Source organism: Arthrobacter sp. NPDC057009, from assembly GCF_042673905.1.
Taxonomy (GTDB): Bacteria; Actinomycetota; Actinomycetes; order Actinomycetales; family Micrococcaceae; genus Arthrobacter.
This window is the reverse complement of record NZ_JBHUSB010000009.1, coordinates 91879-107106: the sequence shown is the minus strand read 5'-3', so window position 1 is coordinate 107106 and position 15228 is coordinate 91879. Positions and strand designations below refer to the sequence as shown.

Sequence of the window (15228 nt, the reverse complement as noted above, 5' to 3'; positions counted from 1 at the left end):
CATGGCACTCTTCTCTTCACGTCCGCTGCCCGCCGTCGTCCTTCTCGGCACTCTGCTGGGCACCGCGGCACTGTCCGCCTGCTCCGATCCCGGCGCCGCCGCCTCCGGCGGTTCCGCGGCAGGTGCGGCGACGACGGCGGCCCGCAACGGCGTCGTCTACAACACCTCCCCCGACCAACAGCGGATCCGCGCCGAAAAGGACGCGGCACTGGCGGCCAAGGTGCCTGCACTGATCGGCAACGACGGCAAGCTCACGGTGGCCACCACGGCCGGCTCCATCCCGCTGTCCTTCCACGCCACGGACGACAAGACGCCCATTGGCTCGGAGATTGACCTTGCGCAGCTGGTGGCCGACAAGCTGGGACTGGAGCTGGACATCCAGGTCACCTCGTGGGAGAACTGGCCCCTGAAAACCCAGTCCGGCGACTTCGAGGCCGTGTTCTCCAACGTGGGCATCAACAAGGAACGTGTGAAGCTGTTCGACTTCGCCACCTACCGCGCCGCCTACATGGGCTTCGAAGCGAAGAAGTCCTCGTCCTACAACATCCAGGGCGCGGACGACATCTCCGGCCTGAAGGTCTCCGTGGGCTCCGGCACCAACCAGGAGAAGATCCTGCTGGCGTGGAACAAGGAGCTCGAGGCCAAGGGCAAGGAACCCGCCAGCCTGCAGTACTACTCCTCCGACGCCGACACCATCCTGGCCCTGTCGTCCGGCCGGACGGACCTGAATATCGCGCCCTACCCCTCCACGGTCTACCGGGAGAACACGCGCGACGACCTCAAGGTGGTGGGCAAGGTCAACGCCGGCTGGCCGTCCGAGACCCTGGTGGCCGCCACCACGCTCAAGGGCAACGGCCTGGCACCGGCGGTCACCGAGGCGCTGAACTCCGTCATCAAGGACGGCTCCTACGCCAAGGTGCTGGACCGCTGGGGGCTGTCCGAGGAAGCCCTGCCGGAGTCCAAGACCGTGACCGAGGCCAACTTTGCGGGCACCCAGGGGACTTCCAAGTGAAGTTCCAGGTCCTCGACATCATCCCGCACCTGAAGAATCCGGTCACCGGGGACATCGTTTCCACCGCCGACCGGCTGAACCAGGTGGTGCAGACCGCCCAGCGCGCCGAGGAGCTCGGGTATGACAGCTTCTCCGTGGGCGAGCGCCATGCCGGCGAGTTCATCTCGTCCTCCCCCACCACGGTGCTCGCCGCCATCGCGGCGGTCACGTCCCGGATCCGGCTGCAGACCGGCGTCACTGTCCTGTCCGTCCTGGATCCGGTGCGCGTCGCGGAGGATTACGCCACGATTGACCAGCTCAGCCGCGGCCGGCTGGAACTGGTGATCGGCAAGGGCAACGAGGTGCTGCAGTACCCGCTCTTCGGCCTGGACCTGGCGGACCAGTGGGACCTGCTGGAGGAGAAGTACGCCCTGCTGCGCCGGCTCTGGCGCGAGGAGGACGTGACCTGGTCCGGCCGATTCCGTCCCGCGCTCACCGACCCGACCACCACTACTCCCCGCCCCTTCGGGGGGTCCCCCCGGATTTGGCACGGGTCTGCTACAACCAGGACCTCGGCGGCGCTGGCTGCACGCTGGGGCGATCCGCTGTTCACCGCCAACGCCATCCAGCCGCGGGAAAACTACAAGGTGCTCATCGACCACTACGTGGAGGAGTATGAGCGCCACGGCCACGACCCGCGGCACCGCTACCTGGGCTCGGGCAGCGGAGCCGGCGGCGTGTTTATCGCCGACACCACGCAGGAGGCCAAGCGCCAGTACGGCCCGGTATACGAGGGCCTCACGGCTGCGCGCAACGTGCCGGGGAACAACTCGCCGTTCCGGGACATCGACCACGCAGTGGCGGAGGGCCCTGCCCTGGTCGGCAGCCCGGAGCAGGTGATCGACAAGATCCTCAGCTACCACGAGCTGTACGGGCACGACCTGCAGTCCGTCTCGCTGCCCACCACGCTGCCCTTCGAGCAGCAGCTGGCGATCCTGGAGCGGTTCGCGCTCGAGGTGATCCCGGCCGTCCGCGCCGCAGCCCCCACCACCCTCTGGGAATCCGCGGATCCCTTCGGGGGCCGGCCCGGTTTCGCGGGAGCCACCGAACCGGACGCAGCCGCCGCCGTCAGCACCGACCACGACAACCACAGGAGCGACCTTGCCCACGTCTACGCGCACTGAATCGGATTCCAGCACAGCGGCCTTCACCGCCGAATGGGAACAGTGGCACGCCGCCCATGAGCGCCGCCGCGCCGATCCCCACGGCTTCCTCGCCGTCACCCACCTGCACTGGCTCGGAGCCGAACCCTCCCGGCTCGAAGGCGTTCCCGGCATCTGGAGCGTGAAGGACGACGCCGTGACTGTCGTTTTGGAGGCGGGCGAAAGCCTGCTGCGGGCCGGCAAGGAACTGAACAGCGGCGCGCCGAACGCTGAGGGCGGGATCGCCGTCGTCTTCGATCCGATCGCCGAACGTGAGGGAATCAACCTCACGGCGGGTCCCGCCGTCGTCGAACTCGCCAAGCGCGGCGGTGAGTACATCGTGCGGCCCCGGCACCCGGAGAACCCGCTGCTCAACGAGTACCGCGGCACGCCGGCCTACGCGCCGGACGCACGCTTCGCCGTCGAGGGTACGTACGTGCAGTTCGAGGAGCCCCGGCCCACCACCGTGGGGGCCGCCGTCGAGGGCATCGTGCACGTGTACGAAGCGCCCGGCGAGATCCGTTTCGAACTGGATGGCCAGGACCTCACGCTTACGGCCTTCAACGGCCACGGGCCGGGCACGCTGTCCGTGCTGTTCACTGACGCCACGTCCGGCAAGACCACCTACGGGGCGAACCGTTCGCTCACGGTGGGTACACCCGACGCGGACGGCCGCGTAATCCTGGATTTCAACCGCGCGGTGAACCTGCCGTGCGCCTACACCGACCTCGCCACCTGCCCGCTGCCGCCGGCCGAAAACCGCCTTGGGGTGGCGATCGAAGCAGGCGAACAGATCCCCCACGAAAGGCAGGCCGGCCAGTGAGCGCCGCATTTACCACCGCACCCCGTGGCTTCCTCGCCCTGGAGCTCGACGGCGACGGCGCCCACCCCGCTGCCTGGCGCAAGGCCCGGCATGCCCCCGCCGAACTGCTCGACGGGACCCGGGTCCGCGCCACGGTACTGGCCGCCGAGTCGGCCGGGTTCCACGTGGCGACATTCGCGGACGGATCACTGCCGGCCGCCTCTTCCGATGCCGGTGGCCGCGACATCCCCGGCCGGCTGAACGCCCTGCAGCGGGCCGCCTTCGCCGGGCCCGTCACCGGCTCCATCGTGCTGGTCCCCGAGGTGGACACCGTCTACACGGAGCCGTTCCACATCTCGACGCAGCTGGCCAGCCTGGACTATGTGTCCGGCGGCCGGGCGGGCTGGCTGGTGGCGGCATCGGACAAGGTTGCGGATGCTGCCGCTGTTGGACGGTCCCATGTTTCCGGCGAGGGGCTGGGCCGGGAGGCTGCCGACTCCGTCGAGGTCAGCCGCCGGCTCTGGGACTCCTGGGAGGACGACGCCGTGATCCGGGACGTCGCCACCGGGCGGTACATCGACGTCGACAAGCTGCACTATGTTGATTTCAAGAGCGTTGACTTTGAAACCGGGGCCGGCTACTCCGTCAAGGGGCCGTCCATCATTCCCCGGCCGCTGCAGGGCCAGTTGCCGGTCCTTGTACCGGCGGGCCTGTTGAATGCGGACCAGCTGTCAGCCGGGGCGGCGGACGCCGTGCTTGTTTCAGCGCCTACGCCGCAGCTGCTGGCCGGGGAGGCTGCCGAGGCCCGTGCCGCCGCTCCCGGGGCAGCCATCATCGCGGAGCTCGACGTCGTCCTCGACGCCCGCGGGCAGAGCGCCGCCGGGCGGCTCGCCGAGCTGGATGCGCACAGCCCGTGGCAGAGCAGCCGTGCACGGTTCGTTGGCAGCGCGGCGGAACTCACGCGGCTGCTGGCATCCGTTCTGGAAACTGCCGACGGCGTGCGCCTGCACCCTGCGGTGCTGGACGTGGACCTGGAGGAGCTGGCCCAGCTGGTGCTTCCCGCCCTCCGCCGCCGGGGCCTGTTGGCAACCCCGCAGCCCGGCTCCACGTTCCGCGACCTGTTGGGCCTGCAGCGCCCTGCCAGCCGGTATGCCGCTGCCACCATATCCGCTAGCTCCGCGGCCGATCACTAGGGAGAAACCCATGACAGACACACACATCGGCAACGGCTTCGTGCCCTCCGGCCAGCTGCAGCTGGGCGTTTTCTTCCAGGGCGTTAATTCAGGCACCGTCTGGAAGTCGGCCGAATCGGGATCACAGACGGACTTCGAATCTTTCCGCCGCATCGCCCAGACCGCGGAGCGGGGCCTGTTCGCCGCGTTCTTCCTCGGCGAGGGACTGCGGCTGCGGGAGCACCTCGGCCGCCCGCACGCCCTGGACGTCGCCGGCCGGCCGGACGCACAGACCATGCTGGCCGCACTGGCTTCCGTGACCAGCAGCATCGGGCTGGTGGCCACGCAGAACACCACCTACAACGACCCCGCGGATCTCGCCCACCGGCTCGCCTCGCTGGATCTGCTCTCCGGCGGCCGTGCGGCGTGGAATGTGGTCACCACGGACAACGCCTGGACCGGCGCGAACTTCCGCCGCGGCGGCTACCTGGACCACGCCGACCGGTACGTCCACGCCGAAGCGTTCGTCACCACGGCCAAGCGGATCTGGGACTCCTGGGCGGACGGCGCCATCGCTTCGAGCCCTGCCGCTGCCGCCTGGGCCGCGCCGGGTTCGGCCCGGCCCGTGCACCACGAGGGCAAGCACTACACGGTGGACTACGTTCCCCGGCTGCCGCGCAGCGCCCAGTACCGTCCGGTGCTGTTCCAGGCCGGCGACTCGCCAGAAGGCCGCGACTTCGCGGCCCGGCAGGCCGACGTCATCTTCTCTGCGCACCCGAAGCTCGACGACGCCCTGGGCTTCCGCCGCGACATCGTCCAGCGCACGGTCAATGCCGGCCGCTGTGCAAACGACGTCAAGATCATGCCCGCGAGCGAGTTCATCCTTGCGGCCACGCCGGAGGAGGCACTCGAGAAGAAGAACTGGGTGCGGAGCCTGCAGATCGGGCCCGAACAGGCCGTCGCCTACCTCGAACAGTTCTGGGGCCGCGAGCTGCAGGAATTCGATCCGGACGGCCCGCTGCCGGAGATCGATCCCGTGGTGGAGGAGACCTCCGAGACTCGCGGCAGCGGTTTCCACGGCGCCAACGCGAAGCAGCTGGCGGATCAGTGGCGCGCTGAAGCCAAGGACAAGGGCCTCAGCATCCGGCAGTTCGTCTCCGCCCGGACGAGCCGCGGGGACTCCAGCTTCACGGGATCCTATACCGAGGTGGCGGACCGCCTGGCGGAGTATGCCCGCACAGGTGCAGTGGACGGCTTCAACATCTCGCCGTGGCTGATCCCCACCGGCCTGGACGACATCGTCAACCGCCTCGTCCCGGAGCTGCAGGAGCGCGGCGTCTACCCCACCGGGTACGCCGGGTCTACGCTGCGCGAGAACCTCGGGCTGGCGACTCCCGTCCGGCAGGCTGACGCGGCTGTGGGGAACACCGCCGTCGGTCTGGAAGTCTAGGCTCGTGGACGGCGGCCGTGGCGGTGAAGACCGGGTTGTTGAAGGCAGCGTTGTTGAACAGCGGGGGTCGGACCACGGCGGGTCGGTCAACAACGGGGCAGACACCATCCGGCTCCAGCTGACCGTCCGGGAACTGCTCCTGTAACAACCCCATCGATTGCTCCATAGGTGCCCTTTTCGAACCTCATAACGGCACCTGTGGAGCAGTCGATCGGTGCTTAAACTCAGGGGGACCCGGCTTCGTCAGGTGGCCACGAGTGACAGGAAATCCTCAATCCATGTCTGCACTCGGCCGTCGTCCAGGTGCAGTCCGTGCCTGCCGCCGTCGACCTTTATCAGCTGCGCGCCCGGAATCCGTTCCGCCATCGCGACGGCGTTCGCAGCAGGCGCCAGGGCATCCTCGCTGCCGTGGATGATCAGGACCGGGGCCTGGATTTGCGCAAGAACATCCCACGCGTCATGCAGCCGGCTTGCCCTGAAGTGCCTGCTCTTGACCGCAGCGGAGGCCTGCACCCGAAAGAACGCGGCTACAACCCCGGGATTTTGCTCCACAAAGGCGGGGCTGACGAACAGCGGCGCCATGCGTGCGGGGTCACCGCTGGTGAGTGCGGCAGTGGCGGCAGCGCTCCGGCCCGGTCCCCTGGCGTCGCCGGCACTTGTTGCGGCCAGGACGAGCGACGCCACCCGGGCGGGGAAGTCCACTGCCATCCACTGCGCAGCGCGGCCACCCATCGAGTGCCCATAAACATGGGCCCTGTGGACGCCGGCCGCATCCAGAACGGCCATGGCGTCCGCCGCAAAGGCACGCGTGGTGTAGTTTTCCGCGCCGCCTTCCGAGCTGGCGCCGATTCCACGGTGGTCGAAACGGATGACCCGGAACGAACGGGCCAGGCCAGGCACCACCGGGTCCCAGCCGGCCATTCCCGTCGCCTGCCCCGCCACAAGCAGCAGCGGTTCGCCGCGGCCTTCCTCCGTCCAGGCAAGCTCCGCCCCGTCGGGGGTCACGGCCTTTTTCAACGGGGTCACCTGTCCAATGTACCCGCAGGGCGTTGGCCCGAGGATAGGGCAGTGTACGATTGGACCGCCAAAGCGCGAACGTACACTTGTGGCCCCATTTCACCGCGGAAATGGGGCCACAAGTGTACGTTCGCGCTGTTGGAGTGCTTGGTTCAGGAGGCGTTGGCTCCTGCCGGGAGGTTCCAGGCCGTCAGGGGCTGGGTTTCGACGTTGTTGAAGGTGTAGAGGTGGATGCCCGCGAGTGCAGGTTCCGTGGCAGCCAGTTCCGAGACCAGGGACGTGGATGAGTAGCTCCCGGCGTTCAGGAGCCGGCGCGCGAGCGGTCCCTTGCGGTTCAGGAACTTCAGCGACGGACCAACCCCGATCTTCGTGGCCAGCGAGATCAGCTTGGCCCGGGGAACGGCCCCGGCCACTCCCGCCCAGATGGGAAGGTCAACGCCCTCGCGGCGGAGCAGTTCGGCGTACCAGCCGATCCTGGTGGCCGAAAAGCACATCTGGGTGACCACGCTCGAGGCCAGATGCTGCTTTTCGAGCAGCGCATCAAGCATGTGCAGTTCGTTGTGCTTCGGATGGCCTTCCGGATATCCGGCCACGCCGATGGCCACGCTTCCGCCGGTCAGTTCGGCAATGTCCTCCATGAGCCGGAGGCTGTTGCCATAGGGACCGGCGGCTTCCACGGCATCGCCACCGATCGCGAAAACCTCGGTGATTCCCGCGGCCTCGCACTCGCGTAGCAGGCCCGCCAGCTGGGTCCGGCTGCTGAGGCCCCGGGCGGCCAGGTGGGGAATCACGTTGTAGCCGAGCCCGCCCAGCTGCACGGCGGCCCGCACGGTGGCCTCCGGCCCGTGGTGCGGCAAACAGGTCACCGTCAGCGTGGATCCGGCAGGAACGTGCGCCTGGACGTCGCGGATGATGCCGTCCGTGGGAATGATCTCCAGACGCACCGGCAAGTGGTTGAATCGCACGTTTGTCACCGCAGGATGACCGTCCGGTTCCCGGACAGGATGATTCTTCCTTCGGCGTGCCAACGCACAGCGTTCGTCAGGGCCTTGCACTCCGCGTCCTTGCCCACGGACACCAGGTCCGCGGGGGTGTAGGTGTGGTCGACCTCGATCACCTGCTGCGCGATGATCGGCCCCTCGTCAAGCTCTGAATTGACGTAGTGCGCCGTGGCGCCGACCGTCTTCACCCCGCGCTCATGCGCCTGGTGGTAGGGCTTTGCGCCCTTGAAGCTGGGCAGGAACGAGTGGTGGATGTTGATGGCCCTGCCGGCGAGCCGGGCGGTGGCCGAGTCACTGAGGACCTGCATGTAGCGGGCCAGGACCACCAGTTCGACGTCGAGCGCCTCCACGAGTTCCAGCAGGGCGCCTTCCGCTTCGGGCTTGGTGGCCGCTGTCACGGGGACGTGGTGGAACGGGATTCCGTGCCAGGCCGCGAGCCCCTCCAGGTCCGGGTGGTTGGACACCACGGCTGCAATCTCCACAGGAAGTTCGCCGCTGCGGGCGCGGGCCAGCAGGTCGTTGAGGCAGTGGTCGTATTTGGACACCATCACCAGGATGCGCTGCTTGCGGTCGTGCCGCTCCAGGCGCCAGTCCATGCCCCATTGCCCTGCCAGCGGCGCGAAGCGTTCGCGGAGCTGTTCGACGGCGGTGATGTCGACGGCGGCAGTGTCACCCGGGGCGGCGGTGGAGGCGAAGTGCACCCGCATGAAGAAGTGTCCCGCGCTCCGGTCACCGAACTGCTTGAGGTCCACGATGTAGCACTCCTGCTTGAGCAGGAAATCCGCGACCGACTGGACGATCCCCAGCGAATCCGGGCAGGAGAAGGTGAGCACAAACTCTCCGGCTCCGGGCCCGCGGGACTGGGCCGCCGCCGTCGGGCCCGCCGCCGTCCGCTTTTCCTCGGTGCTGATCATCCCTGGACGCTCTCTTTCTCCTGCTGCCGGCTGTCCGCAACCTCGCGGGCGGCGTTTTCCTCGGCGCGCAGCTCGTCCTGGAAGGCCTCGTAGCGGGCAATGTGGGCAGGCCGGCGGCGCAGCACCAGCCAGGCAGCACCGAGGAGGACGAACCAGACCGGTGTGACCAGCAGGGCGGCCAGCGTGTCAGGTTGAGTGGTGAGGGTCCACAGCACAAAGCCGAAGAACGCGAAGACCGCCCACACCATGGGAATGCCGCCAGGCATCTTGAACTTGGAGGCGGTGTGCAGATGCGGGCGCCGGCGGCGGAAGGCGATGTAGCTGGCGAGGATGATCGACCAGACGAAGACGAAGCAGACGGCAGAGACGGTGGTGACCATGTCGAACGCCTTGCCCACGTCCTGCCCGGCGTACATGAGCACCACACCGGAGAGCAGCAGCACGCAGGACAGGAACAGGGCGTTGTTGGGTACCTTCCGGCGGGACAGGCTGCTGAAGACGGCTGGCGCATCCCCTTCCTCGGCCAGGCCGTAGACCATGCGCGAGGTGGAGTAGATGCCGGAGTTGGCCGAGGACATTGCCGAGGACAGGACCACGAGGTTGACCACCGTGGCAGCCGCCCCGAGGCCGGCCAGCGAGAACATGGCGATGAACGGGCTGTGGCCGGCCGCGAACTGGGTCCAGGGCGTGACGGACATCAGGATGATGAGGGCGCCCACGTAGAAGAGCAGCACGCGCACCGGAATGGAGTTGATGGCCTTGGGCAGGTTCCTCTCCGGGTTCTTGGCCTCGGCGGCCGTGGTGCCCACGAGTTCGATGCCCACGAACGCGAACACGGCGATCTGGAAGCCGGCCACGAAGCCCATGAATTCATTGGGGAAGAAGCCGCCGTGGCTCCACAGGTTGGTGAAGCTGGCCTGCCCGGAGTCGCTCTGGAAACCGGTGAAGATCATGAACATGCCCACGATGATCAGGGCAGCGATGGCGATGATCTTGATGAGGGCGAACCAGAATTCGGTTTCGCCGAAGGCCTTGACGGTGGTGAGGTTCAGCAGCAGCAGGATGGCCACGGTGGCCAGGCCGGGGATCCAGAGCGGCAGTCCCGGCCAGAGTTCACGGGAGTACCCTGCGATCGCGATGACGTCCGCAATTCCCGTGATCACCCAGCAGAACCAGTAGGTCCAGCCGGTGAAAAAGCCGGCCCAGGGGCCCAGCAGGTCGGCGGCGAAATCGCTGAAGGATTTGTAGTTGAGGTTGCTCAGCAGCAGTTCGCCCATGGCCCGCATGACGAAGAACAGCATGAAGCCGATGATCATGTACACGAAGATCACCGACGGCCCGGCCGCGGAAATGGTTTTGCCGGAACCCATGAACAGGCCGGTGCCGATGGCGCCGCCAATGGCAATCAGCTGGATGTGGCGGTTGCTCAGCTGCCGTTCCAGTCGCGGAGCTTCCCCGGCCGGGGACGCAGGAGGGTGAATCGTCATAAGGAACTCCATTGTTCAAGTGGCACCAAATGGCCACACTGACAGGGTTCCTCCCCGCTCTGTACTGGACCTGAGAGATTCCGCGGACATGGTTGACCGCTTTGCACCTTCGGTGAGCCCGGGCACGCCAGGCTGCTTTTCAGAGTTGCCTCGCCGCGGCGGTACGTGGGCCTGAGAGTTTCCTGGGGAGGGTTTGCTCCTACGGCGCCCGCTGATGTACCGGCAGGGCTCTCCCGCCGCAGATCGTAAGCATTTTCAGTTATGGAAGCGAGGGCCGCGGTCCTGCCCTGGAAGCCCGGTCCGTGCCGGTCAGCCCAGTCCCGCTAGCCACCGGGTTCAGTGTGGTCTCGGTCACGAAGAATTGTCAAACCCGGCTCCCCGAGGCCTTCACGGTCCTCGCCGCGGAGGCTTGGCCCGACCGCGTTTTGGCATTCGCCGCCCAGTGCTGTACTGTGTGAGCCGAATCACCCACATCTTCATAGCCTTTCGAACCGTGGCGGGAGAGTCCTCCCAGTCATGCACCGGGCAGGCGCCGTAGGAGCAAATCCTCCCCAGGAATCTCTCAGGCCCCAGTACCGCCGCGGCGAGGCAACTCTGGAAAGCAGCCAAGCATTGTTTGGCTCACCGACGGTGCAAGCGGACACCCGTGTCCGCGGAATCTCTCAGGTCCAATACAGAGCGGGGAGGAACCCAAATCCATGCCGTGCCACCCGTGGCCGGCCAGACCTGGAGTTCCTCATGACGATTCAATCGCTTCCGTCAACGTTTGCTGACCGGCATATCGGCGCCCGCCGCCAGGCCGACATCGACACCATGCTCAAGCACGTTGGCTATGACACGGTCGACGGCCTGGTTGACGCCGCCGTTCCGGCCTCCATCCGCCAGGAAAACGCGCTGCGCCTCACCGCGGCCCTCAGCGAAGTTGAGGTCCTGGCCGAGCTTCGCCGGCTTGCGGCCAAGAACAAGACCGCCGTGCAGATGATCGGCCAGGGCTACTACGACACCGTGACGCCGCCGGTGATCCGCCGCAACATCCTCGAGGCCCCCGCCTGGTACACCGCGTACACGCCATACCAGCCGGAGATCTCCCAGGGCCGGCTCGAGGCGCTGCTGAACTTCCAGACCATGGTCCAGGACCTGACCGGGCTGCCTATCGCCAACGCTTCCCTGCTGGACGAAGCCACCGCCGTGGCCGAGGCCGTGCTGCTGATGCGCCGCGCCAACAAGAAGAACGAGGGCAAGACCGTCCTGGACGCGGACTGCCTCCCCCAGACCATCGCGATCGTGAAGGGCCGCGCCGAGGCGCTTGGCTTCGAGGTGGAGGTCGCTGACCTCGCCCAGGGACTGCCCGACGGCGACATCAACGGCGTCGTGCTCCAGCAGCCCGGCGTTTCGGGCCGGGTGTTCGACCACTCCGGTGTGATCGCCGCCGCCAAGGAGCGCGGCGCGCTGGTGACCGTGGCCGCGGACCTGCTGGCCCTGACCCTCATCACGCCTCCCGGCGAGCAGGGGGCCGACATCGCCGTCGGCACCGCCCAGCGCTTCGGTGTCCCGCTGTTCTTCGGGGGCCCGCACGCTGCCTACATCGCCGTCCGCACCGGCATGGAGCGCACCCTTCCCGGCCGCATCGTCGGCGTTTCCAAGGACAACGCCGGAGCTCCCGCGTACCGGCTTGCCCTGCAGACCCGCGAGCAGCACATCCGCCGCGAGAAGGCCACGTCCAACATCTGCACCGCGCAGGCACTGCTGGCCATCGTGTCGTCCTTCTACGCCGTCTACCACGGCCCCGACGGACTGAAGGCGATCGCCGAGACCGTCCACCGCAACGCCCGCGTCTTGGCTACGGCACTGAAGACTGCCGGCCGCGAACTGGACAGCGAAACCTTCTTCGACACCCTCACCGTCCGCGTTCCGGGCAAGGCCGCCAAGGTCATCACCGCCGCGGAGGCCCGCGGCATCAACCTCCGCTTCATTGACGCGGACACCGTGGGCGTCTCCATCGATGAGACGACGACGGCGGCAACACTCTCCGCTGTTGCCGTCGCCTTCGGCGCGGGTCCGGTTGCGGACGCGGCGGGCTTTGAACTGCCTGAGGCCGTGCTGCGCACCTCGGACTTCCTGCAGCACCCGGTGTTCAACACGCACCGCTCCGAAACCCAGCTGCTGCGCTACATCCGCAGGCTCTCCGACCGCGACCTGGCACTGGACCGGACGATGATCCCGCTGGGCTCGTGCACCATGAAGCTGAACGCAACGGCCGAGATGGAAGCCATCTCCTGGCCGGAATTCGCCTCGATCCACCCGTTCGCACCGGACTCCCAGACCGCGGGCTGGCGCGAACTCATCGGCGGCTTGGAAGCCGACCTCGCCGAGATCACCGGCTACGACCAGGTCTCCATCCAGCCCAACGCCGGGTCGCAGGGTGAGCTGGCGGGTCTGCTGGCGATCCGCAGCTACCACCGCTCCCGCGGCGACCACCAGCGCAACGTCTGCCTCATCCCCGCCTCCGCGCACGGCACCAACGCGGCCTCGGCCGTGCTGGCCGGCATGAAAGTGGTCGTCGTGGCCACCGCCACCGACGGCACGATCAACCACACGGACCTGTACACCAAGATCGAGCAGTACCGGGACGTTCTCTCGGCGATCATGATCACCTACCCCTCCACCCACGGGGTGTACGACGGCGACGTCCGCGAAGTATGCGACGCCGTCCATGCCGCCGGCGGCCAGGTGTACGTCGATGGCGCGAACCTCAACGCGCTCGTCGGTCTGGCGCAGCCAGGCAAGTTCGGCGGGGATGTCTCGCACCTGAACCTGCACAAGACCTTCTGCATCCCGCACGGCGGCGGCGGACCCGGCGTCGGACCCGTCGCGGCCAAGGCCCACCTCGCCCCGTTCATGCCGGGCGACGCCACCAAGGCTTCTTCCGAGGGTGCCGTGGACGGACACGGCGTTGCGATCAGCGCGTCCCGGTTCGGCTCGGCCGGTGTCCTGCCGATCTCCTGGGCCTACGTGAAGCTCATGGGCGGCCAGGGCCTGACCGAGGCCACCAAGTCGGCCCTCCTCGCGGCAAACTACGTCGCGGCGCGGCTGGACGAGTACTTCCCCGTCCTTTACACCGGAGACAGCGGGCTCGTGGCGCACGAGTGCATCCTGGACCTGCGCGGCCTCACCGCCAAGACGGGCGTCACCGCCGAGGACGTGGCCAAGCGCCTGATCGACTTCGGCTTCCACGCACCCACGCTGGCGTTCCCGGTGGCCGGCACGCTGATGGTGGAGCCCACCGAGTCCGAGGACCTGGCCGAGATTGACCGGTTCATCGAGGCGATGATCACCATCCACGCCGAGATCCAGCAGGTCGCCAACGGTGACTTCACCCTGGAAAACTCGCCCCTTCGCAACGCACCCCACACGGCAGCCGCCGTCGTCAATTCCGACTGGAAGCGTTCGTACCCGCGCGAGCAGGCTGCATTCCCGGTGTCCTCGCTCCGGCAGGACAAGTACTTCCCGCCGGTGGGCCGGATCGACGGCGCCGCCGGTGACCGCAACCTTGTGTGCTCCTGCCCGCCCCTTTCCGAGTTCGAGAACTAAGGATTATCCAATGACCGAGAACTACACCGCCCTCTACGACCAGCACAAGAAGGCCGGCGCATCCTTCACCGACTTCGGCGGCTGGCAGATGCCGCTGAAGTACGAATCGGAACTGGCCGAACACCATGCGGTGCGCAACGCGGCCGGCCTGTTCGACCTCTCCCACATGGGTGAAGTCTGGGTCACCGGCCCCGATGCGGCCGCGTTCCTGGACTATGCCCTGGCTGGCAAGCTGTCCGCGATCGCCGACGGCAAGGCCAAGTACTCGCTGATCTGCGACGCCGACGGCGGGATCATCGACGACCTGATCTCTTACCGCCGGGCTGAGGACAAGTACCTCGTGGTGCCCAATGCGGGCAACGCAGCCAAAGTGGCCGCCGCCCTCGCCGAGCGCGCAGCGAACTTCGACGTCACCGTCGAGGATGCCTCTTCGGAGATTTCGCTGATCGCGGTGCAGGGTCCCAATGCGGAGGCGATCCTGCTGCAGCTCGTTCCGGCAGAACAGCACTCCCTGGTAACTGACCTGAAGTACTACGCGGCCGTTGAGGTCGGGATTGCGGTGGGCGGCAGCGTGCAGAACCTGCTGCTGGCCCGCACCGGATACACCGGCGAGGATGGCTTCGAGATTTACGTCCCCAACGCCGAGGCACCCCGGCTCTGGGAAGCGCTGCTTGAGGCGGGCGAAGGGCACGGGCTGGTCCCCGCCGGCCTCGCCGCCCGCGACTCGCTGCGCCTGGAGGCCGGCATGCCGCTTTACGGCAACGAGCTCTCCCTCCGGGTCAACGCCTACGCGGCCGGACTCGGTCCGGTGGTTTCCCTGGCCAAGGAAAGCGACTTCGTGGGCAAGGCGGCGCTGGCCGACCTCAAGGCAGCCGGCGTCGGTTCCACCATCGGGCAGAAGCTCGTGGGCCTCAAGGGCACCGGCCGCCGCGCCGCGCGCGGCCACTACCCGGTCCTCAAGGACGGCACCCTGATCGGTGAGGTCACGTCGGGCCAGCCCTCCCCCACCCTCGGCTACCCGGTGGCCATGGCCTACGTCGACGTCGAGCACTCCGAGGTCGGCACGCTGGTGGACGTTGACCTCCGCGGCAAGCCCGAGCGCTTCGAAGTCGTGGCATTGCCGTTCTATAAGCGCCAAAAGTAACGCGCTACGGGCCCGACCGGCCCTCCCCCCGACCACAACGAGTTTCAAACGTAAAGGACATACACATGGCAAAGGTTGTTGCTGAACTGAAGTACTCCGCCGAGCACGAATGGGTTGCCGTTGACGGATCCGGGCCTGTGGGCATCGGAATCTCCGCCGTGGCCGCCGACGCCCTGGGCGATATCGTGTACGTGGACCTGCCCGAGGTGGGCGCTACCGTCACGGCCGGCGAAACGTGCGGCGAGGTGGAGTCCACAAAGTCCGTCTCGGACCTGTACGCCCCGGTCACCGGCGAGGTCACCGAGATCAACGACGGCGTCGTCGCGGACCCGGCTCTCATCAACAGCGACCCCTACGGTGCCGGCTGGCTGTTCAAGGTGGCCGTCACCGACGAGGGCCCGCTGATGTCGGCCGAGGAATACGCCGCAGCAAACGGCGGCGAACTCTAGCGCCTGCT

The 15228-nt window shown here is 67.5% G+C and carries 13 protein-coding genes and 2 riboswitches; of the genes, 9 read left to right on the top strand and 4 right to left on the bottom strand.

Features of this window, described 5'->3' with window-relative positions; translation table 11 throughout:
• Nucleotide 1 precedes the first annotated feature (1 nt).
• The 6 genes from ACFTR6_RS11615 to ACFTR6_RS11590 are packed head-to-tail and all read left to right on the top strand — an operon-like array spanning nt 2 to nt 5762.
• A complete protein-coding gene (locus tag ACFTR6_RS11615; protein ID WP_377958037.1) occupies nt 2–1012 on the top strand; it encodes an ABC transporter substrate-binding protein in 1011 nt (336 codons plus the stop codon).
• Nucleotides 1009–2175: an LLM class flavin-dependent oxidoreductase gene (locus ACFTR6_RS11610; protein ID WP_377958036.1), complete on the top strand. Its 1167-nt coding sequence runs from the start codon at nt 1009–1011 to the stop codon at nt 2173–2175. Before ACFTR6_RS11615 ends, ACFTR6_RS11610 begins: the two co-directional genes overlap by 4 nt.
• Nucleotides 2153–3016, top strand: a complete 864-nt coding sequence (locus tag ACFTR6_RS11605) for a DUF1684 domain-containing protein (protein WP_377958035.1) — start codon at nt 2153–2155, stop codon at nt 3014–3016. Before ACFTR6_RS11610 ends, ACFTR6_RS11605 begins: the two co-directional genes overlap by 23 nt.
• Complete coding sequence (locus tag ACFTR6_RS11600; protein WP_377958034.1) at nt 3013–4188, top strand: LLM class flavin-dependent oxidoreductase; 1176 nt, start codon at nt 3013–3015, stop codon at nt 4186–4188. Before ACFTR6_RS11605 ends, ACFTR6_RS11600 begins: the two co-directional genes overlap by 4 nt.
• Before the next feature lie 10 nt (nt 4189–4198).
• A complete protein-coding gene (locus tag ACFTR6_RS11595) occupies nt 4199–5617 on the top strand; it encodes an NtaA/DmoA family FMN-dependent monooxygenase (RefSeq protein ID WP_377958033.1) in 1419 nt (472 codons plus the stop codon).
• Between the two features lie 4 nt (nt 5618–5621).
• On the top strand, nt 5622–5762 hold the full coding sequence (locus ACFTR6_RS11590) for a hypothetical protein (protein ID WP_172411710.1): 141 nt from the start codon (nt 5622–5624) through the stop codon (nt 5760–5762).
• Nucleotides 5763–5860: 98 nt separating this feature from the next.
• Here the strand turns inward: ACFTR6_RS11590 and ACFTR6_RS11585 are convergent, their stop codons facing one another.
• The 4 genes from ACFTR6_RS11585 to cycA form a co-directional block, all read right to left on the bottom strand.
• Nucleotides 5861–6643, bottom strand: a complete 783-nt coding sequence (locus tag ACFTR6_RS11585) for an alpha/beta fold hydrolase (protein WP_377958032.1) — start codon at nt 6641–6643, stop codon at nt 5861–5863.
• Nucleotides 6644–6786: 143 nt separating this feature from the next.
• Nucleotides 6787–7599, bottom strand: coding sequence for a methylenetetrahydrofolate reductase (locus ACFTR6_RS11580; RefSeq protein WP_377958031.1), 813 nt, complete (start codon nt 7597–7599; stop codon nt 6787–6789).
• Between the two features lie 5 nt (nt 7600–7604).
• Nucleotides 7605–8549, bottom strand: coding sequence for a formyltetrahydrofolate deformylase (purU, locus tag ACFTR6_RS11575; protein WP_377958030.1), 945 nt, complete (start codon nt 8547–8549; stop codon nt 7605–7607).
• Nucleotides 8546–10036: a D-serine/D-alanine/glycine transporter gene (cycA, locus tag ACFTR6_RS11570; protein ID WP_377958029.1), complete on the bottom strand. Its 1491-nt coding sequence runs from the start codon at nt 10034–10036 to the stop codon at nt 8546–8548. The genes purU and cycA overlap by 4 nt, the downstream gene beginning before the upstream one ends.
• 149 nt (nt 10037–10185) lie before the next feature.
• Nucleotides 10186–10282, bottom strand: a riboswitch (glycine riboswitch).
• Between the two features lie 241 nt (nt 10283–10523).
• Nucleotides 10524–10624, top strand: a riboswitch (glycine riboswitch).
• Nucleotides 10625–10774: 150 nt separating this feature from the next.
• Here cycA and gcvP point away from each other — a divergent pair.
• The 3 genes from gcvP to gcvH all read left to right on the top strand — a co-directional run bounded on the left by gcvP (nt 10775) and on the right by gcvH (nt 15220).
• Nucleotides 10775–13627: an aminomethyl-transferring glycine dehydrogenase gene (gene gcvP, locus ACFTR6_RS11565; protein ID WP_377958028.1), complete on the top strand. Its 2853-nt coding sequence runs from the start codon at nt 10775–10777 to the stop codon at nt 13625–13627.
• Between the two features lie 10 nt (nt 13628–13637).
• On the top strand, nt 13638–14771 hold the full coding sequence (gene gcvT, locus ACFTR6_RS11560; protein WP_377958027.1) for a glycine cleavage system aminomethyltransferase GcvT: 1134 nt from the start codon (nt 13638–13640) through the stop codon (nt 14769–14771).
• A gap of 65 nt (nt 14772–14836) precedes the next feature.
• A complete protein-coding gene (gene gcvH, locus ACFTR6_RS11555; protein WP_076799260.1) occupies nt 14837–15220 on the top strand; it encodes a glycine cleavage system protein GcvH in 384 nt (127 codons plus the stop codon).
• Nucleotides 15221–15228: the final 8 nt, after the last annotated feature.

Coding starts and splice junctions, on each gene's coding strand:
- ACFTR6_RS11615 (WP_377958037.1), top strand. CDS start 2: ATGGCACTCTTCTCTTCACGTCCGCTGCCCGCCGTCGTCCTTCTCGGC.
- ACFTR6_RS11595 (WP_377958033.1), top strand. CDS start 4,199: ATGACAGACACACACATCGGCAACGGCTTCGTGCCCTCCGGCCAGCTG.
- purU (WP_377958030.1), bottom strand. CDS start 8,549: ATGATCAGCACCGAGGAAAAGCGGACGGCGGCGGGCCCGACGGCGGCG.
- cycA (WP_377958029.1), bottom strand. CDS start 10,036: ATGACGATTCACCCTCCTGCGTCCCCGGCCGGGGAAGCTCCGCGACTG.
- gcvP (WP_377958028.1), top strand. CDS start 10,775: ATGACGATTCAATCGCTTCCGTCAACGTTTGCTGACCGGCATATCGGC.
- gcvT (WP_377958027.1), top strand. CDS start 13,638: ATGACCGAGAACTACACCGCCCTCTACGACCAGCACAAGAAGGCCGGC.
- gcvH (WP_076799260.1), top strand. CDS start 14,837: ATGGCAAAGGTTGTTGCTGAACTGAAGTACTCCGCCGAGCACGAATGG.